Here is a 21,936-nt window from a genome sequence, read left to right on the forward strand (position 1 = left end):
GATGCGGAGGGCAGCAGGTAGCAAAGCTCAGATAGCGCCGACGACAGGACGCGCCTCGTCGTTTCGATACGTTTTGCCTCCTTCCCGCTGTGTTGTTGATCGCCGATCGAGTTCAGCGGTGACCCGGTTATTCACCACGGAGCCTCGGCAGCCTTGATTCAGGGTACTGCATTCGATGTCACATTCCGTGCCATCCGCTCGTCATGAGCGAGAACGTCGATGTCCGGCGTTCCGATCATGAGGACGGGACATGAGCGAGAGTGCGCGACTGATCTGGAACGAAGTAGCGCCGCAGGGCGCCAAGGCGCTCTATGGGATCCACCACTATATCACCACAAGCACCGATCTCCCGGAGGAGCTGATCCACCTTGTTTTTCTGCGGGTGTCGCAGATCAATGGCTGCGCGCATTGCATCGACCTGCATACGCGCGACCTGCTCAAGACCATGCCGATCGACAAGGTGGCGCTGGTTCCCGTCTGGGCGGAGGTGCCGCATCTGTTTTCCGATCGGTACCGCGCTGCGCTTGCCTGGGCGGAAGAGGTCACGCGCGTGAGCGAGACGCATGCCTCCGACGAGGCCTACGCCGCCGCCAGCGCAGCCTTCGGGCCGAAGGACCTCGTGGATCTGACGATCACCATCGCGGCAATGAATGCCTTCAACCGTCTCGGCGTCCCCTTCCGCCTCCCCGTCCGGGCGCAGGCCTGATCGCGGTGCCGACGGTCAAGATGGCAGCCGCGCATGGGTGCGCATCTCCCGATCCCGAGGCGGCGCTACCTCGGTCGAGAGCGTGATTCTTTTCGCGCATGTCACATCCGCCGAACCCGCCTCGTCTTGTCCTTGAACGAGACCCCAAAGCGGCATGGGCCGCTTGGCGGCCGCCTGTTCGGTCTGCAGCAAGGAGAGTGCAATCATGAAGATCGTGGTGATCGGTGGAAGCGGCCTGATCGGTCGGCAGCTGACGGCAAGGCTTTTGGAGAAAGGACATCAGGCAGTGGCGGCCTCGCCGCGCAGTGGGGTGAACACGCTGTCGGGCGAGGGCCTTGCGGAGGTGCTTAGCGGGGCCGAGGTCGTCGTCGATGTTTCGAACGCGCCATCCTTCGAGGATGCGGCGGTGCTCGACTTCTTCGAGCGCGGGGGCCGCATCCTCCTCGCTGCAGAGCGCCAGGCCGGCGTGAAGCACCATGTCGCCCTGTCGATCGTCGGCACGGACCGGCTGGAGGGAAATGGCTATTTCCGGGCCAAGGTGGCGCAGGAGCGGCTGGTCAAAGAGGCCGGCATCCCCTTCACCATCGTCCGCGCCACCCAATTCTTCGAATTCGTTGCGACGATTGCCGGCGCTTCTGTCGAGGGTGAGCGGCTCGTCGTGCCGGATGCCGACTTCCAGCCGATCGCGGCCGCCGATGTGGCCGAGGCGCTGGCCGACATCGCGCTTGCCCCGCCGCGCAATGCCATCTGCGAAATCGCCGGACCCGAACGCTTGCCGTTCCGCGCGTTCGTTGCCCGGCATCTCGCCGCCAGCGGCGACCATCGTTCCGTGCAGGCCGACGGGACAGCCCGCTATTTCGGGGCTCCGCTCGAAAAAGGCTCGCTCGTTCCCGCCGTTGCCGGCGAGGCCCGGCTTGGCGCGACGCGGTTCGATACCTGGCTTGCTACAGCCTGAACAAGACGCACGTTCAATGTTATCCGAGAGGTTCGCTTCGATGATGCGATCAACCCTTCTTTCCACATTTCTCGCCGTCTCCGCGCTCTCCGCCTGTCCCGCTCTCGCGGGGGAGGTCGCGAGAGGCCAGGCGCGCGTCACGACGATCTTCGACCATCCGCTGCCCTCAGATCCGGCCAAGAGCCTGCGCGGTGTTCTCGTCGAATATGGTCCGGGCGGGTCCTCGCCGTCGCACACCCATGCCGCATCGGCCTTCATCACCGCGACAGTGATCGAGGGCGCCGTTCGCAGCCGGATCAATGAGGGGCCGGAGAGGACCTTCCGCGTCGGCGAAAGCTTCGTCGAGATGCCGGGCGATCATCATGCTGTCAGCGCCAACGCGAGCGACGTCGCGCCCTCCAAGCTCCTGGCCGTCTTCGTCGTCGATACGGACGACAGGACGCTGACGACGCCGGATCGCCCTTGACGCGCATCGCCGGAGGGCGGAAAACCTTAGATGGAGCAGAGCCGATGCACCCGATCGACACCGGAACGACCATCTTCGAAACGCATCGGCCGCGGCTTCTGCGGCTCGCCTACCGCATGCTCGGCGCGCGCAGCGAAGCCGAAGACGTCGTGCAGAATGCCTGGCTGCGCTGGGTATCTGCAGACCGGACGGATGTCGCCGCTCCCTATTCCTATCTCGCCCGCGTCGTCACCCGGCTCTGCCTCGACGAGATGAAATCCGCCCGTGCCAGGCGTGAGACCTATGTCGGCGCCTGGCTACCCGAGCCGCTCATCGAGGCCGAGCCGGAAGGGCTGGAGGAGGACGAGCTGACACTGACGCTGATGATGGCGCTCGAGCGGTTGTCCCCCCTGGAGCGCGCGGCCTTCCTCCTCCACGATGTCTTCGGCGTGCCGCTTGGCGAGGTCGCGGAGGCGCTCGACCGGGAAGCGCCGGCCGTGCGGCAGCTCGCCGTTCGGGCGCGCAGACATGTGAAGGCTGCCCGCCCGCGCTTTCCCGTCGAACGCCAGGAGGGCGCGCGGATCGCCCGTGCCTTCTTCGCCGCGTCCACCAGCGGCGATACGGCGGCACTCCGCACGCTGCTCGCCGAGGATGCGGTTTTGCGGGCGGATGGCGGCGGCAAGGTACTGGCCTTCATCAACCCCATCGCGGGACTGGACCGGCTCTTGCGGCTCTACGAGTCCATGCGGACCAAATGGGGAGAGGGTTGGGCCGAGATGATCGAGCCCACCTGGATCGACGGGCTGCCGGGCTATATCAGCCGCGAGCGCGGCGATGTTCTCCAGACGACCGCGCTCGCCATCGAGAACGGCCGGATCACCGCGATCTACATCACCCGCAACCCCGAAAAGCTTCGCCACATCGCAAAGGCGTTGGCCGACAAGGCGAATCCGCTCTTACGGCCCCAGTAAGGCTCGAGGTGTCGCCTCTCTCAGCACTTGATCCGCAGGTCTTCGACGCTTCAAAGCGCGCCCCCCATGACAAAGGATATCAGCATGACCAGACAAGAACCGATCCAGTCCGCATTCGGCGCCGCCAGCACAGCCATGGAGGTCGTCTCGGGGATCGATCTGCAGCACAGGCTCGCCATCGTGACAGGAGGGGCCTCGGGCATCGGGCTTGAGACGACGCGGGCGCTTGTCCAGGCGGGCGCTGACGTCATCGTGCCCGCGCGCAGTCCCGAGCGGGCGAAAGCCGCCCTGCACGGGCTTTCCGGCGCAACTGTCGAACCGATGGACCTTGGCGAACCGGGCTCCGTGGCCTCCTTTGCCGAGCGTGTCCGGTCCGCGGGTCGGCCGGTTTCCATCCTCGTCAACTCGGCCGGCATCATGGCGACGCCGGAGATGCGGGATGCGCAGCGCCATGAGGCGCAGTTCTCGACCAATCATCTCGGGCATTTCCGATTGACGCTCGGCCTCTGGCCGGCCCTTGAAGCGGCAAACGGCGCCCGCGTCGTCAGCGTCTCCTCACGCGGCCACCAGATCGCCGGGATCGACTTCGACGACATCGATTTTCAGCGTCGGCCCTACGACAAATGGGTCGCCTACGGGCAGTCAAAGACGGCCAATGCCCTGTTCGCACTGGCGCTCGACAAGCGCGGGCAGAGCCGGGGCATCCGCGCTCTCTCGCTCCACCCCGGCCAGATCTTGACCGATCTCGCCCGCCACCTGAGCGCCGAGGAAATCGCCTCGTTCGACGCCTTGGACGAGACGGGACGCCCCATCATCGACCCGGAGCGTGGCATGAAGACGGTCGAGCAAGGGGCTGCGACGAGCGTCTGGTGCGCCACAAGCCCGGATCTCGATGGCATCGGCGGCGTTTACTGCGAGGACTGCAACGTCGCCCCTATCAACGAGTCAGCGCTCGGCCGGAAGGGCGTCAGCGCCTGGGCCTGCGATCCCGAGGCGGCGGAGCGGCTCTGGCAGCTCTCAGCCGCCTGGACGGGGTCTGACGTCGTTTCTTGGTAGCAAGCGTCTTGCAGCATGCGATGGCTTTGCGGTGTCAGATACGCGCCGTAAAGCGTTTGAAAGAAGGTAGACCGACCTTGACCGAGTTTCGTCTCACGATGTTTCTCAGAGGTGACTGCGCTTCTAGAAGCTGATCGGCAGGCTCCCCAGCCTCAGCCTCTCTCCTCCGCCCGCGCTCGTTAACGAGACGACGCCGTCCTGAGCTGGTGCCCCCTGCCACCGCCCGCCAAGTGATCGCGTGGTGCCGTCGGTCTTGCCGACGGCACCACGGCCATGCAGTGACGTCCGCGAGACTGGAATAGCTATCCCCTCAACACGTTCGACGACTGTCGCCTCCGACCGCGTCACGACGCTGCCGGCGCTGGCTGGCGCGCGAAGGGGAGGCAGAGGAGGGCCAGCGCGGTGAGGGTCGCGACGACCATCCAGGCCTCGTTGAGAGCCTCGACGGTCGCCGCGGTCTGGATCAGGGGGTCGAGCCGGGATGCGAGGTCTGGAGAGAGAGGGCCGGCTTGGCCGGTGATGGCGTCGATCGGCGCGCCGATGAAGCGGGCCGTGTCGAGATCGCCCTCCTGGAGACGGGCCGTCAGCGCGTGCATCAGCGGTTCGGAGCGGGTGTAGATGATCGTGTCGATCAGCGCGATGCCGATCGCCCCGCCCAGGTTGCGCATCAGGTTGAAGAGGCCGCTCGCATCCGGCACACGCTCGGGCGCGATGCTGCCCAGCGCCAGCCGGGTCGGCGGCAGAAGGCAGAACATGATCGCCACGCCGCGGATCACCTGCGGCCAGACCATCTGGTCGTAATCCGTGCGCGGATCCTGCCAGGCGCTGAGCGCCAGCCCAAGCGCGAACAGCGCAAAACCGAAGGCGGCCAGCAGGCGCGCGTCGATCCGCTTTTCAAGCGCGACGGCAACCGGTGCGGTGCAGAGCTGCGCGACCCCGGTGACGAGCATGGTCATGCCGATCTCAAGCGCGTTGTGCCCTCGCACGAAAGCCAGGAAGACCGGCATGAGATAGACCGAGCCGAACAGCCCGATGCCAAGCACGAAGCTCAAGGTCGATCCGACCAGGAAGTTCCGGTCCTGAAAGTGGCGCAGGTCGACCAAGGGTTTCGGTCGGCGCAGGGACCTGAGGATGAAGATCAGGGCCGTGGCGACCGAAAGCGCAAAGAGGCCGGCGCTCGTCGCCGACAGCCATCCGTTGGTCGGCGCGGCCTTCAGGCCGAGTTCCAGCGAAACGAGGGCCGCAGCCATCATCACCAGGCCAAGAAGGTCGATCTGCCTCGCCTTCGAAAGTGCCATTGCCTCGCGCGGCAGCGTGCGGGCCGCCACCAGGGCGGCGATGAGGCCGGGCAGGACATTGATGAGAAACAGCCAGTGCCAGGAGTAGCGCTCGGTGAGCCAGCCGCCGACGATCGGCCCGACAGTGGGCGCAAGCACGGCCAGCACGCCGGCAAGCGTGGTCGCCAAGGCCTGCCGGCGCTCGGGAAAGAGCAGGAAGACGGCAGAGAAGACGGAGGGAATCAGCGTTCCGCCGGAAAACCCCTGCAGGACCCGCCAGCCGACGAGCGCGCCGAAGCTCGAGCTCGCCGCGCAGCCGACCGAAGCGATCACGAAGAGGCTGAGCGAGACGACGAAGAGCCAGCGCATGGTGAGCACGCGCGTCAGAAAGCCGGTCAGGGGGATCGCGACGACCTCGGCGATCAGATAGGCCGTCTGGATCCAGCTCATCTGCTCGGGATCGATATCGAGCGCCGCCTGGATGGTCGGCAGCGAGGTCGCGACCACCTGGATGTCGAGGATCGCCATGAACATGCCGATGCACATGGCAAGGAAGCCCATCCAGACGAAGAGAGGGCTCTGGACGGCAGGCTGAGTGTCAGGGCGACTTGGCACGGAGCGATCCTGCAAGCGCGGAATTTTCTGCCTTGATGCGTATCGTCAGTATCGCCGCGTTGAGCGCGGAAAACAACAGTGCGTAAAGCGGCATGCCGAAGCAGAGCGGCAGGACGGCGAGTTCGCCGATCACCACCACATAGTTCGGGTGCCGCAGGAAGCGGTAGGGTCCCTTGGCGACCAGGGTTTCGCCGGGAAGAACGATGATGCGCGTCGTCCAGCGCCGGCCGAGCGTGAAGAGGGTCCAGAAGCGCAGGATCTGGAGAAGACCGAAGACCGAGAGCCAGCCGAGCGAGAGGGGCGCATCATGCGCCAGAAGCCACAGGCCGGCTAGCCACAGCGTATGGAGAAGGACGATCAGCGGATAGTGCCCGGCCGCAACCTCGACGGCGCCCCTTGCCTTCAACGCCGCGGTGTTGCGGCGTGCCAGGATGAGCTCGCCGAGCCGCTCGGCCGTCACTGCCAGAAGCAGCAGTACCGACCCGCTCATCATGCCGCAGCCTTCAGCGATACGCAGCTGGCGGTGAAGCCGGGGCCCATGGCCATCATCAGCGTGCGGGGAGGCAGGCCAGCCTTGACCAGCCTGTCGAGCACGAAAAGCACGGTCGGCGCCGACATATTGCCGTAGTCGGACAGGACGTCGCGTTCATGGTTGAGCGTGCCCTGCCCGAGATTCAGCGCGGTTTCGAGCGCATCGATGACCTTCGCCCCGCCGGGATGGCAGGCGAACCGGTCGACATCTGCGAGAGACAGGCCGGCGCCTGCGAGGATCGCGCTGATCGCCGGTTCGATATGGGCCTCTGCAAAGGGCGGGATAGCGCGATCGAAGATGACCCCCAGTCCCTCGGGCTCGACGCTCCAGCCCATGATGTCGAGCGTATTCGGCCATGTGTGCTGACCGCTCGCCTCGACCTCGGCGATTCCGTCGCGGGCGGCGCTGATGACGCAGGCGGCAGCGCCATCGCCGAACAGGGCCGTCGCCACGATGTTGGCCTTGGTCAGCTTGTCCATCCGGAACGCCAGCGTGCAGGTCTCCACCGTCACCAGAAGCACGATGCAGCCCGGCCTCGCCGCCGCGAGATTGGCGGCAATGGCGAAACCCGAGACGCCGCCGGCACAGCCAAGTCCGAAGACCGGTACGCGGAGGATATCCTCGCGAAAGCCGATGCGGCCGCTCACTTGAGCCTCGAGACTTGGCGTCGCGATGCCGGTGGAAGAGACGGTGACCACCACATCCACCTGCGAGGCCTCCAGCCCGGCGGCGGCGAGTGCCTGTGTCGCGGCTTCGAGAAACAGAGCGCCCGCGCCGTCGATATAGGCGGCGTTCCGCTCCTGCCAGCCGGAGGTGGTCAGATACCAATCGATCGGGCGAACGCCGTATCGACGGCGGATGCCAGCGCTCTCGAACACTTTCGACAGGCGCTCGAAATCTCCGAAGCGCGCGGCAAAGGCGGTATGGGCAGCGACGGCGGCATCGCCTTGCTCGATCACGTTGGGAGGAACAGCCACTCCGATCGACAGCAGCTTGACGGGGTCTGGCATGCGGATCTTTCTCAATGGAGGGCAAAAGCGTGCGCCTCGACAGGAGGCACTGACAGGAACGGTTCGGGGTACCGTTAAGTTTCAAGACGTCCTCGACGTCGCGTCGCTGGAGGGGCTGTCACGAAGAGCGGCTCGGCCGCGCGTGGAACCTCGACGCCATGCAGGCGGCCTCAGCGGGCGGCGCGGGTCCAGCTCTGCGTCTTGCAGAGAACAGGCGTCGCGCAGCCGCGCAGTTTCAGCCGGTCGCCGTCGACCGTCAGCTTGCCGCTATAGGTTGCCTTGTTGCGGGGATCGGTGATGCGACCGGTAAAGGCGTCCGGACCCGCCTTGAACGAGCCAAGCTTCTGTCCGGCATAGTCCCCTGTTTTGGCCGTGATGCAGAAGCTCGGGCCGCAGGGTGCGATGTCCGCGAGCTCGCCATTGTCGGTCTTCCAGGTTCCGACCACCGGATCGGCGGCTATAGCCGCACTCGCGATCCCGATCGAGGCGACGATGGTTGCGATCTTGCTCTTCACGGCGACATCCTCACTGGCTGCAAGAGAGATGAGGCCGTTCCGCGGCCTGGCAAGGGCATGGGCATTGAAAAAGCAGCCTGACAATCGTCTGCCCCGTGACGGGACCCGAGAGCAGGAAGGAGGGCCCTTGCCTCATGCCGGGCCCTCCCGAAGTCTTACTTCGCCGTCTTGATCGTGTTGACCTCGTCCGCGCTCATTTCGCCGACGGTCGTTACCTCGCCATTGGTGATCTTCCAGAGACGGAACGGGCCCGTGATGTCGCCATACTGGTCGAAGCTGACCGGGCCGATGACGCCTTCATATTTGACGGGCTTGCCCTCCTTGATCAGTTGCAGGGCCTTGGCGAATTCGTCCTTGCCGGCATGGATCGGCGTGCCGCCTTCGGCGACCACCTGCGGGATCGCCGCCTTGATGGCCGCCGCGTCCGGCTTGCCGGCCTTGGCGATGGCAAGCGCGACGATCGCACCGGCGTCATAGGAGCGATCCGCCGCCGGCGCCGAGGGCGAAATGCCCGAGAAGGCTTCATAGCTGCTGTTGAAGTACTCGGTCGACTGCGTCGGGCTGGTGCCGGACGAGGTGCCATAGGCGTTTTCGAGATACTGCGCGCCGACGCTCTCGATGAAGTCCTTAGAGTTCATGCCGTCGTTCAGCAGAAAGGTCTGCTTGCCGCCGCCGGAGATCCAGGCGCGGGCGATCGTGGCGCCATCGACCGGGGTGCTGACGAGATAGAGCGCATCCGGCTCGCCTTCGAGAGCGGCGCTCGCCTCGGAGGAATAGCTCGACTGCTTCTCGTTGTAGGGCGTGGTCGTGGTGATGGTTCCGCCAAGCTTGGTGTAGGCGGTGGTGAACTCGCGCACCATGTTGACGCCGAAGTCGTTGTTGACGTGGATGATGGCGATCTTCTTCAGCCCCTGATCCATCGCGAATTTCGCGGCCGCCGTGCCCTGCAGGGCGTCGGAGGTGATGGTGCGGAAGAACACGCCATTGGTTTTGCCCTCGCGGCCGAGCTCGGTCAGCGTCGGCGACGAGGAGGCCGGCGAGATCTGCACCACGCCGGCCGGGGCGGTGACGGAGGTCAGGATCGGAATCGAGACCGACGAGATGATGCCGCCGATAATGACCGGCACCTTCTTGATGTTGACGAGCTGAGTGGCCTGATCGACCGCGACGTTGCCCTGGCTCTGGCTGTCGCGCGTATCGGCAACGACCTTGCAGCCATTGGCCCCGCCGGCATCGTTGAAATCGCGCAAGGCCATTTCCACGGATTTCGCGCCCGCCTGCCCATATTCGCCGGCCGGTCCCGTGAGCTCCATGACGAGGCCGACGGTGACGTCGCAATCGGCGGCGCGGGTCGGTGCCGCCGAGGCTGCAAGCGCAGCCACCAGGGCGGAAAGCAGAAGTTTCGTTCTCATTGGTGGTCCCCCTTGTTGAGATTGTACTTCATGATGCTGCCGTGGCGGCCTTCCCGGTCCCGCTCCAGCGTGTAGACGTCGCCCTCGAGCGGCTGGGCCTGGCTGAGGATCGCCTCGATCTCGGCGTGATCCTGCTCCGTCAGCCTGATGTCGGCGATGGCGAGATTAGAGGGCAGGTGTGCGCGGTTGCGGGCCCCGACGATCACGGCGGCGACGCCCGGCTTCGTCAGCATCGCGGCGCTGGCGATGGTGGCGATATCCACCTGATGCCGGTCGGCAATGGTGCGAAGCGTCGACAGCAGAGCCTGGAAGAGCGGCCAGCCGCCGAGATCGTCGATGATCAGCTTGTATTTGGTCAGCGACCGGTTTTCGAGCGGATGATCGGGCTCCGGCTGCCCCAGCCAGCGGTCGCTGAGGAAGCCGCCCGCCACGGTGCCGTAGCAGAACAGGGCGAAATCCTTCTCCGCCGCGAGCGTGACCATCCGTTTTTCCGGACGCCGGTCGAGCAAAGAGTATTGCAGCTGCAGCGAGGTGAAGGGCACGCCGGCATCGATGATCGCCTCGACATGATCGGTGTCGAAGTTCGTGGCGCTGATCTTGCCGATCTTGCCGGCCTCATGCAGATCCTTCAACCAACCCGCCGTCTCCAGCCAGCCGGGAACGTCGTAGGCCCACCAATGGAACTGGACGAGATCGAGGCAATCGAGGTTGAGGCGCTTGCGCGAGGTATCGATGACGCTCTCGACATAGGCCTTGCTGATGACGGGCAGGACGGCGAGGTCCGGCACGAACTTCGTGTGGACGCGGATGCGCGACAGGGCCTCTGCCCCGCGCTGATTGCCATAAGCGAGACGAAAGCGGCCGATCAGCTCCTCGACGCCGGTATAGATATCCGCGCAGTCGAAGGTGGTGATCCCGGCATCGGCGAAGGCGATCATGTCCGCGATGGCCTGGTCGCCATCCACCGCCCCGTGCCCGCCGGCCAGCTGCCAGCCACCGCGGATGACGCGGGAGATGTCGTAGCCGGGCGCGATTGTGATGCGTTGCATGATGTCTTGCCTATTCGTCATCGAGGGGAACCGCTGTGGTCGCGGCATGGCTGAACCGGCGCAGCCCCAGGCGGGTCACTTTCAGCCGGGTGGAGCAATTGGGGTCCGGGCAGGCGATCTCGGCATCCGTCGTCATCCAGTCGTTCCGGTGTGCCGGCCGCTGCTTGGCGGCCAGCAGCGGAAGGACGGAAGAGAGCGAGTAGATCGAGATCCCCTGCCCCGCCGGCAGATGCAGCATTTCGCCCCGCAGCTCGAAATGATCGCCGGGCCTGGCACCGCAATAGACGGCGCCGCCTTCGGGAATGATCACGTCGACCCGCAGGTCGAACAGGTCGAAGCCATCGTCAACCGGATCAGCCATGCCTGACCTCGTCCCCCGCCGTGCCGGGCGCCATTTCCAGCCGACCGCGGATCAGGTTGAAGGAGCGGCTGATATCATCGGACAGCGATTGCAGGGCACCGGCCGGATCGCGCCTTTCCAGCGCATCGATCAGCGCCCAGTGGTGATTGGTCGCCGCCAGGCCCCCCTGCTCGTCGTGGATATGCGCCGCCTTGCGAATGATCGCGCCCGACTGCAGCCAGAGGCTTTCGACGATGGGGATCAGTACCTGCGAACGCGCGGCATGATAGATGTGGAAATGGAAGCGCTGGTTTAGCGCCGAGGTGACGCGGCCGATATCCTTGCCATGCTGCTCGAAGGCCAGATCGCAATCGACATTGATCTGCTTGAGCACCTTGAAGTCGTCCACCGTCAGGTTCGGCAAGGCGAGCGCCACCATCTGCCCCTCGATGAGGATCCGGGCGCGGGCAAGATCGTCCAGGCGCGCCCGGGTGATCAGCGGCACGCGCACGGACCGGTTCGGCAAGGATTCCAGCGCCTGTTCGGAAACGAGCCGCCCCAGTGCCTCGCGCACCGGCATGGTGCTGGTCTGCAGCCGGTCGGCAAGGTCCACGATGCGCAGAACATCGCCCGCGTCGAAGAGCCCGTTGATCAGCGATTGGCGCAGCTGGGCATAGACACGGTCGTGCAGCGTCTCGCGGCCAACGGGCGACAGCGCGTCGTCGCCTTGCGCCGGAATGTCGGCGTCCTTCCTCATCTGAACAGACATTCCTCGCGCTCCGCCCCATGCTGCTTTTTTTGATTGCAATTCTGCAGGCGGTAAAGTTTGATCAAACATCATCAATCAAATCAAGAGACTTCTTTCCGCATGCCGCCCTCCGCTTCACCAGCTCAGACCAGCCCTGCGCTGCAGGCGAAGGCCGTGATCGACGCCCGCGATCTGGTGAAGACGTTTAGCGGCAATCACCCTGTCGCCGGCATGTCGCTTCGGCTCGCGGCGGGCGAAATGATCGGGCTGATCGGGCCGAACGGGGCCGGCAAGACAACGCTCTTCAACCTGATCGCCGGCAGTCTCACCCCGACATCGGGCGAGATCTGGATCGACGGTGTCGATGTTTCGCAGGAACGGCCCGAGCAGCGGATCGGTCGCGGCGTCGGACGCACCTTCCAGATCCCGCGGCCCTTTCTCGACATGACCGTACTCGAGAACGTTCTGGCCGGCGCACAGGCGCAGGATGGCGAGACCCTGCTGGCGAACTTTTTTCGTGCTATCCATGTCCGGCAGCAGGAGAGGCTGGCGATCGACAAGGCCCGAACGCTCCTGGAGTTCGTCACGCTCTCGCATCTTGAGCACCAGCCGGCCCGGGTCCTGTCCGGCGGGCAGCGCAAGCTCCTGGAGCTTGCGCGCATCCTGATGGCCGATCCTCGCGCGATCCTCCTCGACGAGCCGGCAGCCGGCGTCAATCCGGCGCTTCTGGAGATCATCATGGAGCGCGTTCTCGCGCTCAACAGCAAGGGCACGTCGATCCTCCTCATCGAGCACAACATGGACATGGTTGCGCGGCTTTGCTCGCGGGTGGTCGCCATGGCGCTCGGCCGGCCGCTCGCCGAAGGCACGCCCGCCGATGTCGCGGCCAATCCGGCTGTCATCGCGGCCTATCTCGGAGCCGCGGCATGACCACTCCCGCCTTGCAGACCAAGGCGCTCGTTGCCGGCTACGAGCCCGACCTGCCGATCGTGCGCGGCGTCGATCTGTCCGTCGCGTCAGGCGAACTGCTGGTGTTGCTCGGTCCGAACGGCGCAGGCAAATCGACCCTGGTCAAGGCGATCGCCGGCGTCGTTCCCGTTCATTCCGGCGCGATCCTGCTCGGTTCGCGTGACATCACCCGTGTCGCGAGCCACCGCAAGATCGGCGAGGGACTGGGCTTCGTGCCGCAGACCGAGAACATCTTCGCGACACTGACCATTCAAGAGAACCTGCAGCTCGCCGCCGCCGTCCTGCCGAAACCCGTTCGTGCAGAGAAGATCGCCGCGCTCTACCGACGCTTTCCCGATCTTGCGGCGAAACCGTCCCGCCTCGCGGGCGCGCTTTCGGGTGGCCAGCGCCAGATGCTTGCGGTCGCCCGTGCGCTGATCGTCGATCCACCCGTGCTCATTCTCGACGAGCCATCGGCCGGCCTGTCGCCCAAGATCGTGGCGGAGGTGTTCGCGATGCTGGAAGAGATCAATGCCGGCGGCGTGACGGTCGTTCTGGTGGAGCAGAATGTGAAGGCGGCGCTGGCCATTGCCAGCCGCGCCGTCATTCTGGTCGAAGGACAGATCCGCCATGAAGGCGCGGCTTCGTCCCTGCTGGACGATCCGATCATCGCAAAACTCTATCTCGGCACGTCACAGCCGCAAAAGGCGCCGCAGCCATGAACCCGCAATTCGTGATGGACGGCCTGATTGCCGGCGCCATGATCGGCCTCGGCGCCATCGGCGTGACGCTGACCTACTCGATCCTGCGGTTCGCCAATTTCGCTCATGGCGAACTGCTTTCCTGGGGCGCCTATCTGGCGCTCGCCGTCGGCGGCGGTCTCGGCCTCCTGTCGACACGGTTGACGATGCCGATCGGTCCCTTCTCCTTCGGCTGGTCGCTGCCGCTCGCCACGATCGTCGCCATCCTTCTGACCGGCGTGCTGGCGCTTGCCGTCGATGCCGTGCTGTTCGGTCGCCTGCGGGCCCGCGGGAGCGCCGTCATCATTCTGGTCATGGCGAGTTTCGGCGCTTCGCTGGCGCTCCGCAGCCTGCTCGAATTCCTCTTCACCTCCAAGCCTGCCTATTACACCAAGGCGCTGCAGATCGCCGTGCCGGTGGGTGGCGGGCTGCGCGCGACACCGGATCAGCTCCTGTCGCTCGGCGTCGCGCTTGCCGCCGTCATCGCCATGCACCTCCTGCTGACGCGGACCGATATCGGCCGCTCCATGCGCGCCGTCAGCGAGAACCCGGCGCTGGCTGGCATCGCCGGCGTCGATGTGCGCCGGGTCATCCGGGTCGTGTGGTTCGTCGGCGCGGCGCTCGCCTGCATCGCCGGCATCATGACCGGCCTTTTGGTGCAGATCCGCCCCTATCTCGGGCATGATCTGCTCCTGCCGCTTTTTGCCGCCGCGATCCTCGGCGGCATCGGCAGCGTGCCGGGCGCGATGATCGCCGGGCTGATCGTCGGCCTGTCGGAGGCCGCCGCCGTGCAGGTCGTCGGTGCGGAATGGCGCGCCGCCGTCTCCTTCGTCATTCTTGTCGCCGTCCTTCTCCTGCGTCCGCGCGGCCTGTTCGGGAGGGCGACATGAGCCTCGATCTGATCGCCTATGCGGCCTTCTTCCTGACCATGGCGCTGACCTATGCGATCATGTGCCTCGGCCTGAACGTTCAATGGGGCCAGACCGGCCTCTTCAACGTCGGCATCGCCGCCTTCGTCGCGATCGGCGCCTATGTCTCGGCGCTTTTGACGACACCCGACGCGGCCGAGCGGGTCGGCGGTTTCGATCTGCCGATCGTGTTTGGCTGGCTGGGCGGCGCTGTGGCGGCCGGCCTCGCCGCCTGGCTCGTCGGCGCTTTGACCATCCGGCTCCGGTCGGATTATCTCGCCATTGCGACCTTCGGCGTCGCCGTCACCGTGCAGCTCTGCGTGCTCAACCTGCAGCCGCTGACGGGCGGCGCCTTCGGCATCGGCTTCATTCCTCGCCCGTTCGGCAGCCTCGCCGGCGATCCGCTCGCCTTCGCGCTGTCCAACCTTGCCCTGATGGCGGCGGTCGTGCTCGCGCTTTACCTCGCGCTCCAGCATCTCGCCAGAAGTCCGTGGGGACGCGTGCTTCGGGCCATTCGCGAAGACGAGACGGCGGCGCAGGCGCTCGGCAAGCGGTCGATCCGGTTCCGGCTGCAGGCCTTCACGATCGGCGGCGCCATCATGGGATTGGCCGGTGCGGCGCAAGGCCATTTCATCGGCTTCATCGCACCCGACAACTACCTGCCGATCCTCACCTTCCAGGTCTGGGCGATGCTGATCGTCGGCGGCTCCGGCAGCAATCGCGGCGCGATCCTCGGTGCCGTGCTTGTCTGGGGGCTGTGGGCCTTGTCGGCGGCCGCCGTTTCGGCCTTCGTGCCGCCGGATCAGCAGGCCCGCGCGGCGTCGCTGCAAATCGTCATGATCGGGGTCGGCCTGTGCCTGATCCTTCTCCTGCGCCCACGCGGCATTCTCGGCGCGTCCACCGCACCGGGACTGCGCGCGCTGAAGCGCACACCGAAAGCCAAGGACTGATCCCATGCCGCCTCTGCCCGACCGCATCGCGCTGACCGAAACCCTGTCCATCAGCCGCATCGTCTGCGGCCTCTGGCAGGTGGCGGATATCGAGAAGAGCGGCACGACCATCGATCCCGAAAGCGGCGCCGATGCCCTGCAGGCCTATGCCCGCGATGGGTTCGATACGTTCGACATGGCCGATCACTACGGCTCCGCCGAGCTGATCACCGGCCGGTTGCTTGCGCGCTACGGCGACGGCAACCGACCGGTCGCCTTCACCAAATGGTGTCCCGAACCCGGCCCGATGACGGCCGACGTGGTGCGCCGCGGTGTCGAGGAGCGGCTGACGCGGCTCGGCGTGGACACCGTCGACCTGCTGCAGTTTCATTGGTGGAGCTTCGAGCATCCCGGCTGGCTGGACGCCCTGCACGAACTGCAGCGCCTGCGCGAAGACGGCCTGATCGGCGCGCTCGGACTGACCAATTTCGACGCCGGCCATCTGGCGCTGGCGCTCGCCGACGGCGTCGAGATCGCCACCAACCAGGTCTCCTTCTCGCTCGTCGATCGCCGGGCGGCCGGCGCCCTCTCGCAGCTGTGCGCCGAGCGCGGCGTCAAGCTGCTCGCCTATGGCACGCTCTGCGGCGGCTTTCTCTCGGAGAGGTGGCTCGGCCGGTCGGAACCGACGACCATCGCCGACTGGAGCCGCTCCAAATACAAGCGCTTCATCGACACGGCCGGGGGCTGGGACGCGTTCCAAGAGATTTTGCGTGCCGCCGCCCGCATTGCGGCCAAGCACAAGGTTTCGATCTCGAACGTCGCGAGCCGCTGGGTCCTCGAACATCCCGCTGTTGCCGCCACCATCGTCGGCGCGCGGATCGGCGAAAGCGAGCATCGCGGCGACAATCTGAAGGTCTTCTCCTTCGCGCTCGACGGCGAGGACCATGAAGCGCTCGATGCGGCCTTCGCTGCGACACAGCCCATTCCGGGCGATTGCGGCGACGAATATCGAAAGCCCCCCTTCCTGACCGCATCCGGCGATCTCAGCCACCATCTGGACGCGATCCCGTCGATCTACACGGCCGTCCCGGTGCCCGGCCGTCCCGACCGCTCGCGCGTCTCCTCCGGCAGCATCTGGGAGCCGATCGCCGGTTACAGCCGTGCGGTGAGGATCGGGAACCGAATCTTCGTCTCCGGCACCACCGCCACCCATGGCGCCGACCGCTGCGTCGCACCGAACGATCCCGGCGCGCAGGCGACCTACATCCTCGACAAGATCGCCGCATCGATCTGCGCACTCGGCGGCCGCATGGACGACGTGGTCCGCACGCGGATCTATCTGCGCGACGCCAGCCAGTGGGAACCCGTCTCCCGCGCCCACGGCCGCGCCTTCTCGACCATCCTGCCCGCCAACACGCTGATCGAGGCCGGAAACCTGATCGGGGATTACCTCGTGGAAATCGAGGCGGAAGCCGTCTGCGACTAACGGGGGATCAGCGGTCCCAGGCGCCGGGCAGCCCTTCCCCCTCCATGCGATCGAGAACGGCCTCGCCGCAGGCTCCGCTTGGCCGGCAAGGGTCCAGGCTCTTGCCTCAATCGACCCGGTCGATCCGCATGTCGCTCTCCGCGTCGAAGACATGCACGTCCGCCGGAGCGATGGAGATCGAGATGGGGTCGCCGCGGGAAGCCGGGCTGCGGCCGTTGGTGACGAGGACGAGCTCCGGTTTCGTGTCGGTCGCGATGTAGCTGTTCGAGCCCGTGCTCTCGACGGTGGCCACCCGGCAGCGGATCGTTCCCGGCCTTTCCTCAACGACCGAGAGGTGCTCCGGGCGCAGGCCGGCGATCAGAGGCCGGCCTGGCGGCACGGCGCGGTCGAGGGCGATGGTCTGCGGCGTGCCGAGATTGAGCACCAGGGACCGCCCGTCGGGACCCGCCATGGCCGGCACGAAATTCATGGCCGGCGAGCCGATGAAACCCGCGACGAAACGGTTGACCGGCCGGTCGTAGAGATCGAGCGGCGCGCCCTGCTGCTCGATGATCCCCTGGCGCATCACGACCACATGGTCGGCCATGGTCATGGCCTCGATCTGGTCATGCGTCACATAGACGGAGGTGGCACCCAGCCGATCGTGCAGAGCGCGGATTTCCTTGCGCATGTGGACGCGCAGCGCCGCATCGAGGTTGGAAAGCGGCTCGTCGAACAGGAAGGCCTTGGGATGGCGGATGATCGCCCGGCTCATGGCGACGCGCTGGCGCTGGCCGCCGGAGAGTTCGCGCGGATAGCGCTTGAGCAAGGGCGTGAGGCCGGTGGTCGCCGCCACCTCCTCGGCTGCCTTGCGGCACTCGGCCTTCGGCACGCCGCGGATGCGCAGGCTGTAGGTCAGGTTCTCTTCCACCGTCATATGCGGATAGAGCGCATAGGACTGGAAGACCATGGCAAGGTCGCGCCGGCGGGGCGGCACGTTGGTCATCCTCTCGCCGGCAATCAGCAGGTCGCCGCTGGTGATCCGTTCAAGCCCGGCCATCGAGCGCAGCAGGGTGGACTTGCCGCAGCCCGACGGGCCGACCAGCGCGACGAAGCTTCCCTTGCGGATCTTGAGGTCGATGTTCTTCAGCGCGTGATAGGCGCCGTAGTGCTTGTTCACGCCCGTAAGCTCGATCTGGTTCATCACTTGAGGGCTCCTGAGGTGAGGCCGGAGACGATGCGGCGCTGGAGGAGGACGAAAAGAGCGAGGATCGGCGTCACATAGATCGTGGCGAAGGCCATGATGTTGTTCCACTCATTGGTGTTCGGCCCCATGAACGTGTTGAGCCCGACGCTCGCCGGCTGCAGGTCGACGCTCTGGATCATCGATTTGGAATAGACGAACTCGCCGAAGGCCTGCATGAAGATCAGGATCGCACTGACGAGAATGCCGTTGCGGGCGAGCGGCAGGACGATGTTGAAGAAGGCGCCGATGCGCGAATTGCCGTCGACGAGCGCCGCCTCCTCGAGCTCCATCGGCACGCTCATGAAGGTGGCTCGCACCAGGACGACGAAGAAGGGCATGGACTTGGCCGCAATGGCGATGATGACGGCAAGCCGCGGACTGCCGATCAGCCCCACCTGCGAGAAGCCGACGAAAATCGGCGTGATCATCAGCGACGCCGGCAGCACCTGCAGCATCAGAATGAGGAACAGCCCGGCATCCACCCAGCGATTGCGGTAGCGGGCCAGCACATAGGCGCAGCCGGTGCCGAGAAGGGTGACCAGCGTCACCGCACCAACGGCGATGAGCAGCGAGTTCCAGAGATAGCGGCCCATGTTGCGGCTTTCCCAGACGAAGGCATAGACGCCCCATTGCGGCTCGCTCGGGAAAAGCTCGGGCGGTGTCACGAACATGGCGGAGCCGGTTTTGAGCGCCGTGACGTACATCCAGTAGAGCGGAAAGAGATAGAGGGCGGCGAGCGCCAGCGCGATCGCGAACATCAGCCGGTGACGGGTGGCCTCGCTCATCCGCGCACCTCATGCCGGGTCGAGCGGACATAGATCACCGAGGCGATCATGACGAAGATGATCATGACCACGGAAATGGTGGCGCCGGCCGCGAAATCATATTGGCGGAAGGAGAGATCCCAGGCCCAATATTGCGTGACATTGGAGGAATTGTTCGGCCCGCCGGATGTGATGGCGGCGAAGAGGTCGAACTGCTGCAGGGTGAAGATCAGCCCGAGAGAGATGATGGCGCCGATGGTCGAGCGCATCATCGGCAGGGTAATGGTCCAGAACCGCTGCAGGGCGTTGGCACCATCCAGTTCGGCGGCCTCGTAGAGATCTTTGGGGATCGCCGACAGGCCTACGGAGAGCAGGATCATGTTGAAGGAGGTGCCGAGCCAGATATTGGCGATGATGACGGCGAAGAGCGAATAGTTCGGGTCCGAGCGCCAGAAGATATTGCCGTCGATCAGGCCGAGGCTGTTGAGGAGGAAGTTGAGGATGCCGAAATCGCCGGACAGGATCCAGTTCCAGATCGCACCCACCACCAGCCCCGGCATGACCCAGGAGACAAGGAACAGCCCGCGCAGCCAGGAGGCGCCCGGAAAATTGGTCCAGAAGAACAAAGCGAGCGAGAAGCCGATGATGAATTGCCCGGCGATCGAGGCGGCGACGAAGATCGCCGTGTTCTTGAGGATCGGCCAGGTCTCGGGTTGCGAGAAGAGCGTCACGTAATTCTTGAAGCCGACGAAGGGGCGCAAAAGCGTTCCGAGACTGAACATGTCGACCTCCTGGAAGCTCATCAACACGTTGTAGGCAAGCGGCAGGCCCGACAGGACGAGCAGATAGGCGAAGGGGATGGTGATCAGGACGAGATCGAACCCCTTTCCGTCCGCAATGCTGGCGATGACACGTTTCATGGATCGATCCCGTGTTCTCGGTGGCTGCCTGCCTTCTGGGGGGCAGCGGGTCTCTCGGTCGAAGGGCGCTGTCGAATGCGGTCGCGCCGCCTCCCCTGCCCGACCCTGCAGGCGGGCACCGGTTCGGCGCTCAGCCGCCCGATACCCGCCCCAGGTTCGCTTCCTGGGAGGAAAGCTTTGTCGTCCGCGCAGACGGGGCGGCTAGCCCAGCACGGCCTTGATCTTCTCGGCGGCCTGATCCAGCGCTTCCTGGGCGCTCATCTGGCCGGTCAGCGCTGCCTGGATGGCACCCTGGATCGCCTTGGAAATCTTCGGCCATTCGGGATGCGGGCCGCGGGGCTTGGCATATTTCAGCTGCTCCTCGAAGACCTTCAGCGCGGCGTCCTTCTTCTCGTTTCCGGTCGCCGGAATGGCGATGTCCGAGCGGGCCGGCAGCTGGCCGAAATCCTTGAACATCCGCTTGTCCTGCGAGGCGAAATATTCGAGCACCTTGAAGGCTTCCTGCGGGTGTTCGGTGTTGGAGAAGATCGCCCAGTTGAAGTCGCCCATGGCGGAAGACCGTTCGGCGCCGGCCTCCGGCACCGGAAGGAGCGCCACCGCCCAGTCGAACTTGGCCTCATCGCTCATCCGGTCGAGCTCCCAGGGACCGGAGATCGCCATGGCGGCATTGCCGGAATTGAAGGTGCCGGTCGAATCCCATTGGCCACGGGTCAGCGTATCGGGCGAGGCAAGCTTCTCGTCCATGATCGCCTTCCAGGTCTCCAGCGCCTTGACCGCGCCCGGAGAATTGATCGCCTGATAGGAGCCGCCGCCCATCTGCGCCCAGGGCAGGAACTGGAAGGTGCCTTCTTCGCTGGCCTTGGCGGAGAAGGCGAGGCCATAGACGTTCTTGGCCGGGTCGTTCAGCTTGCGCGCCGCATCGAGCAGTTCGGCCCAGGTCTGCGGCGGCTTGTTCGGGTCCAGGCCCTTCGCCTTGAACATGTCCTTGTTGTAGTAGAGCGCGATCGTGTTGGTGGCTTTCGGAACGCCAAAATACTTGCCGTCCCACATGACGGAGGCGAGCGGACCGGGATAGTAGTTTTCGGTCTTGATCTCGCTCGAGCCCTTGATCATGTCGGTCAGGTCGAGAAAGGCGCCGCGCGACGAGAAGAGTGCATGCTCGGGATTGTCGACGGCGATGATGTCCGGCGCCTGGCCGGTGGAGAAGGCGCGCATCGCCTCGCTCACCACGTCGTCGAACTGGATTTCGCGATATTCGACCGTGATGCCGGTCTCCATCGCGTTGAAGTCCTTGATCAGATTGGGGGCCGGCTGAATGGCGCGGTCGAGCGACCAGACGGTGATCTTGACGTCCTCGGCCCGGGCCGAAAGGCCGAAGCTCGAAACGGTTGCCAGCGCCAGGGCGCCGGCGGCAAGCCATGTCCTCATCATCATGTTCTCCTCCTTTGATGGTCTCCGTCGATCCGCCCGCCATCCTCCCGATGGCGGCCGGCAGTCTCGAGACGCGCGAGAGCGCGCTCAGCTCGGATCGGTAACGAAGCTGCCGCCCCGGCACCGCTTGAGGTATTCGAGGCCGTGGACCTGACCGGTCATTTCCAGGGCGTCCCGATAGACCGGGTCGTGCCAGCCTTCGATGTCGATCGAGCCGGACCAGCCGGCGAGACGCAGCTCCGAGATGATGTCGGTCCAGTTGCTGTCGCCGAAGCCCGGGGTGCGCATGAAGACGAAGGGAAGCTTGCCGAAAATGCCGTGCTCGCGAATGACGTCCCAGCGGATGGTCGCGTCCTTGCCATGCACGTGGAAGATCTTCGGCGCCCATTTGCGGATCTGCGGCAGCGGGTCGATCAGATAGACCATCTGGTGGCAGGGCTCCCATTCGAGCCCGATATGATCGTCCGGCGTCTCGTTGAAGATCAGCTCCCAGGCATCCGGGTTATGGGCGATGTTCCAGTCGCCGGTCTTCCAGTTGCCATCCATGGCGCAATTTTCAAAGGCGATCTTGATGCCCTTGTCGGCCGCCCGCTTGCCAAGCTCGCTCCAGATCTCCCTGTAGCGCGGCAGGCTGTCCGGGAGTGGCTTGCCCCGAACCCGGCCGGTGAAGCCGGCGACGCAGGTCGCGCCGAAGTGGTGGGCGTTGTCGATGCAGTCCTTCCAGCCCTGCAGGGTCTGGAGATCGAGATCCTCGCCCTCCAGCGGATTGCCGAACATGCCGAGCGTCGAGATGGTGATGTCCCGCTCCCCGATCGCCTCGAGGCAACGCTTGCCGAGATCGGCGAGATCCTGGCCGTTGGTCGTCTGCCAGAAAAAGGGCTCGAAGCTTTCGAAGCCCATGTCGGCGATCTGGCCGATCCGTTCGGCCGCCTTGCCGGCGCTGGCGCTGATCAT

At 65.4% G+C, this 21,936-nt stretch carries 23 protein-coding genes; 10 read left to right on the forward strand and 13 right to left on the reverse strand.

Annotated elements, in window-relative coordinates:
* Nucleotides 1–250 precede the first annotated feature (250 nt).
* The 5 genes from U8330_RS21105 to U8330_RS21125 all read left to right on the forward strand — a co-directional run bounded on the left by U8330_RS21105 (nucleotide 251) and on the right by U8330_RS21125 (nucleotide 4,133).
* Entirely contained in the window at nucleotides 251–706 is a 456-nt protein-coding gene (locus U8330_RS21105) for a carboxymuconolactone decarboxylase family protein (protein WP_323107550.1), read from the forward strand.
* Nucleotides 707–911: 205 nt separating this feature from the next.
* Nucleotides 912–1,661: an SDR family oxidoreductase gene (locus tag U8330_RS21110; protein WP_323107551.1), complete on the forward strand. Its 750-nt coding sequence runs from the start codon at nucleotides 912–914 to the stop codon at nucleotides 1,659–1,661.
* 43 nt (nucleotides 1,662–1,704) lie between these two features.
* Nucleotides 1,705–2,127 (forward strand): cupin domain-containing protein, encoded by a 423-nt coding sequence (locus U8330_RS21115; RefSeq protein WP_323107786.1) that lies wholly within the window; start codon nucleotides 1,705–1,707, stop codon nucleotides 2,125–2,127.
* Nucleotides 2,128–2,171: 44 nt separating this feature from the next.
* Complete coding sequence (locus tag U8330_RS21120) at nucleotides 2,172–3,077, forward strand: sigma-70 family RNA polymerase sigma factor (protein WP_323107552.1); 906 nt, start codon at nucleotides 2,172–2,174, stop codon at nucleotides 3,075–3,077.
* Between the two features lie 84 nt (nucleotides 3,078–3,161).
* Nucleotides 3,162–4,133, forward strand: a complete 972-nt coding sequence (locus U8330_RS21125; RefSeq protein ID WP_323107553.1) for an oxidoreductase — start codon at nucleotides 3,162–3,164, stop codon at nucleotides 4,131–4,133.
* A 344-nt stretch (nucleotides 4,134–4,477) separates the two neighbouring features.
* On the opposite strand, the gene U8330_RS21130 is transcribed toward U8330_RS21125, so the two are convergent.
* The 8 genes from U8330_RS21130 to U8330_RS21165 form a co-directional block, all read right to left on the reverse strand.
* Nucleotides 4,478–5,971 carry a DHA2 family efflux MFS transporter permease subunit gene (locus U8330_RS21130; protein ID WP_323107787.1) on the reverse strand — a complete coding sequence of 498 codons (1,494 nt, stop codon included), beginning with the start codon at nucleotides 5,969–5,971 and terminating at the stop codon, nucleotides 4,478–4,480.
* Between the two features lie 37 nt (nucleotides 5,972–6,008).
* Nucleotides 6,009–6,518 carry an isoprenylcysteine carboxyl methyltransferase family protein gene (locus U8330_RS21135; RefSeq protein WP_323107554.1) on the reverse strand — a complete coding sequence of 170 codons (510 nt, stop codon included), beginning with the start codon at nucleotides 6,516–6,518 and terminating at the stop codon, nucleotides 6,009–6,011.
* The gene (locus tag U8330_RS21140; protein WP_323107555.1) at nucleotides 6,515–7,567 is read right to left on the reverse strand and encodes a type III polyketide synthase; all 1,053 of its coding nucleotides are present in this window, start codon (nucleotides 7,565–7,567) and stop codon (nucleotides 6,515–6,517) included. The genes U8330_RS21135 and U8330_RS21140 overlap by 4 nt, the downstream gene beginning before the upstream one ends.
* 170 nt (nucleotides 7,568–7,737) lie before the next feature.
* Entirely contained in the window at nucleotides 7,738–8,082 is a 345-nt protein-coding gene (locus U8330_RS21145; protein ID WP_323107556.1) for a DUF2147 domain-containing protein, read from the reverse strand.
* Between the two features lie 155 nt (nucleotides 8,083–8,237).
* Nucleotides 8,238–9,494, reverse strand: a complete 1,257-nt coding sequence (locus tag U8330_RS21150) for an ABC transporter substrate-binding protein (RefSeq protein ID WP_323107557.1) — start codon at nucleotides 9,492–9,494, stop codon at nucleotides 8,238–8,240.
* A complete protein-coding gene (locus U8330_RS21155) occupies nucleotides 9,491–10,543 on the reverse strand; it encodes an aldo/keto reductase (protein WP_323107558.1) in 1,053 nt (350 codons plus the stop codon). The genes U8330_RS21150 and U8330_RS21155 overlap by 4 nt, the downstream gene beginning before the upstream one ends.
* Nucleotides 10,544–10,553: 10 nt before the next feature.
* Nucleotides 10,554–10,904, reverse strand: a complete 351-nt coding sequence (locus U8330_RS21160) for a TIGR04076 family protein (protein ID WP_323107559.1) — start codon at nucleotides 10,902–10,904, stop codon at nucleotides 10,554–10,556.
* Nucleotides 10,897–11,640 carry a GntR family transcriptional regulator gene (locus tag U8330_RS21165; RefSeq protein ID WP_323107560.1) on the reverse strand — a complete coding sequence of 248 codons (744 nt, stop codon included), beginning with the start codon at nucleotides 11,638–11,640 and terminating at the stop codon, nucleotides 10,897–10,899. The genes U8330_RS21160 and U8330_RS21165 overlap by 8 nt, the downstream gene beginning before the upstream one ends.
* A 111-nt stretch (nucleotides 11,641–11,751) precedes the next feature.
* Between U8330_RS21165 and U8330_RS21170 the strand changes: the two genes are divergently transcribed.
* The 5 genes from U8330_RS21170 to U8330_RS21190 are packed head-to-tail and all read left to right on the forward strand — an operon-like array spanning nucleotide 11,752 to nucleotide 16,642.
* On the forward strand, nucleotides 11,752–12,561 hold the full coding sequence (locus U8330_RS21170) for an ABC transporter ATP-binding protein (protein ID WP_323107561.1): 810 nt from the start codon (nucleotides 11,752–11,754) through the stop codon (nucleotides 12,559–12,561).
* On the forward strand, nucleotides 12,558–13,301 hold the full coding sequence (locus tag U8330_RS21175; RefSeq protein WP_323107562.1) for an ABC transporter ATP-binding protein: 744 nt from the start codon (nucleotides 12,558–12,560) through the stop codon (nucleotides 13,299–13,301). The genes U8330_RS21170 and U8330_RS21175 overlap by 4 nt, the downstream gene beginning before the upstream one ends.
* Complete coding sequence (locus tag U8330_RS21180) at nucleotides 13,298–14,209, forward strand: branched-chain amino acid ABC transporter permease (RefSeq protein ID WP_323107563.1); 912 nt, start codon at nucleotides 13,298–13,300, stop codon at nucleotides 14,207–14,209. Before U8330_RS21175 ends, U8330_RS21180 begins: the two co-directional genes overlap by 4 nt.
* On the forward strand, nucleotides 14,206–15,177 hold the full coding sequence (locus U8330_RS21185; RefSeq protein ID WP_323107564.1) for a branched-chain amino acid ABC transporter permease: 972 nt from the start codon (nucleotides 14,206–14,208) through the stop codon (nucleotides 15,175–15,177). Before U8330_RS21180 ends, U8330_RS21185 begins: the two co-directional genes overlap by 4 nt.
* Nucleotides 15,178–15,181: 4 nt before the next feature.
* Nucleotides 15,182–16,642, forward strand: coding sequence for an aldo/keto reductase (locus U8330_RS21190; RefSeq protein WP_323107565.1), 1,461 nt, complete (start codon nucleotides 15,182–15,184; stop codon nucleotides 16,640–16,642).
* 106 nt (nucleotides 16,643–16,748) lie between these two features.
* On the opposite strand, the gene U8330_RS21195 is transcribed toward U8330_RS21190, so the two are convergent.
* The 5 genes from U8330_RS21195 to U8330_RS21215 all read right to left on the reverse strand — a co-directional run bounded on the left by U8330_RS21195 (nucleotide 16,749) and on the right by U8330_RS21215 (nucleotide 21,936).
* Nucleotides 16,749–17,828: an ABC transporter ATP-binding protein gene (locus tag U8330_RS21195; protein WP_323107566.1), complete on the reverse strand. Its 1,080-nt coding sequence runs from the start codon at nucleotides 17,826–17,828 to the stop codon at nucleotides 16,749–16,751.
* Nucleotides 17,825–18,652 (reverse strand): carbohydrate ABC transporter permease, encoded by an 828-nt coding sequence (locus U8330_RS21200; RefSeq protein WP_323107567.1) that lies wholly within the window; start codon nucleotides 18,650–18,652, stop codon nucleotides 17,825–17,827. The genes U8330_RS21195 and U8330_RS21200 overlap by 4 nt, the downstream gene beginning before the upstream one ends.
* Nucleotides 18,649–19,551: a sugar ABC transporter permease gene (locus tag U8330_RS21205; protein WP_323107568.1), complete on the reverse strand. Its 903-nt coding sequence runs from the start codon at nucleotides 19,549–19,551 to the stop codon at nucleotides 18,649–18,651. The genes U8330_RS21200 and U8330_RS21205 overlap by 4 nt, the downstream gene beginning before the upstream one ends.
* Nucleotides 19,552–19,752: 201 nt before the next feature.
* Nucleotides 19,753–20,985 carry a sugar ABC transporter substrate-binding protein gene (locus U8330_RS21210; protein ID WP_323107569.1) on the reverse strand — a complete coding sequence of 411 codons (1,233 nt, stop codon included), beginning with the start codon at nucleotides 20,983–20,985 and terminating at the stop codon, nucleotides 19,753–19,755.
* 84 nt (nucleotides 20,986–21,069) lie between these two features.
* Nucleotides 21,070–21,936, reverse strand: coding sequence for a sugar phosphate isomerase/epimerase (locus U8330_RS21215; protein ID WP_323107788.1), 867 nt, complete (start codon nucleotides 21,934–21,936; stop codon nucleotides 21,070–21,072).

The organism is Rhizobium sp. CC-YZS058 (genome assembly GCF_034720595.1).
Lineage (GTDB): Bacteria > Pseudomonadota > Alphaproteobacteria > Rhizobiales > Rhizobiaceae > Ferranicluibacter.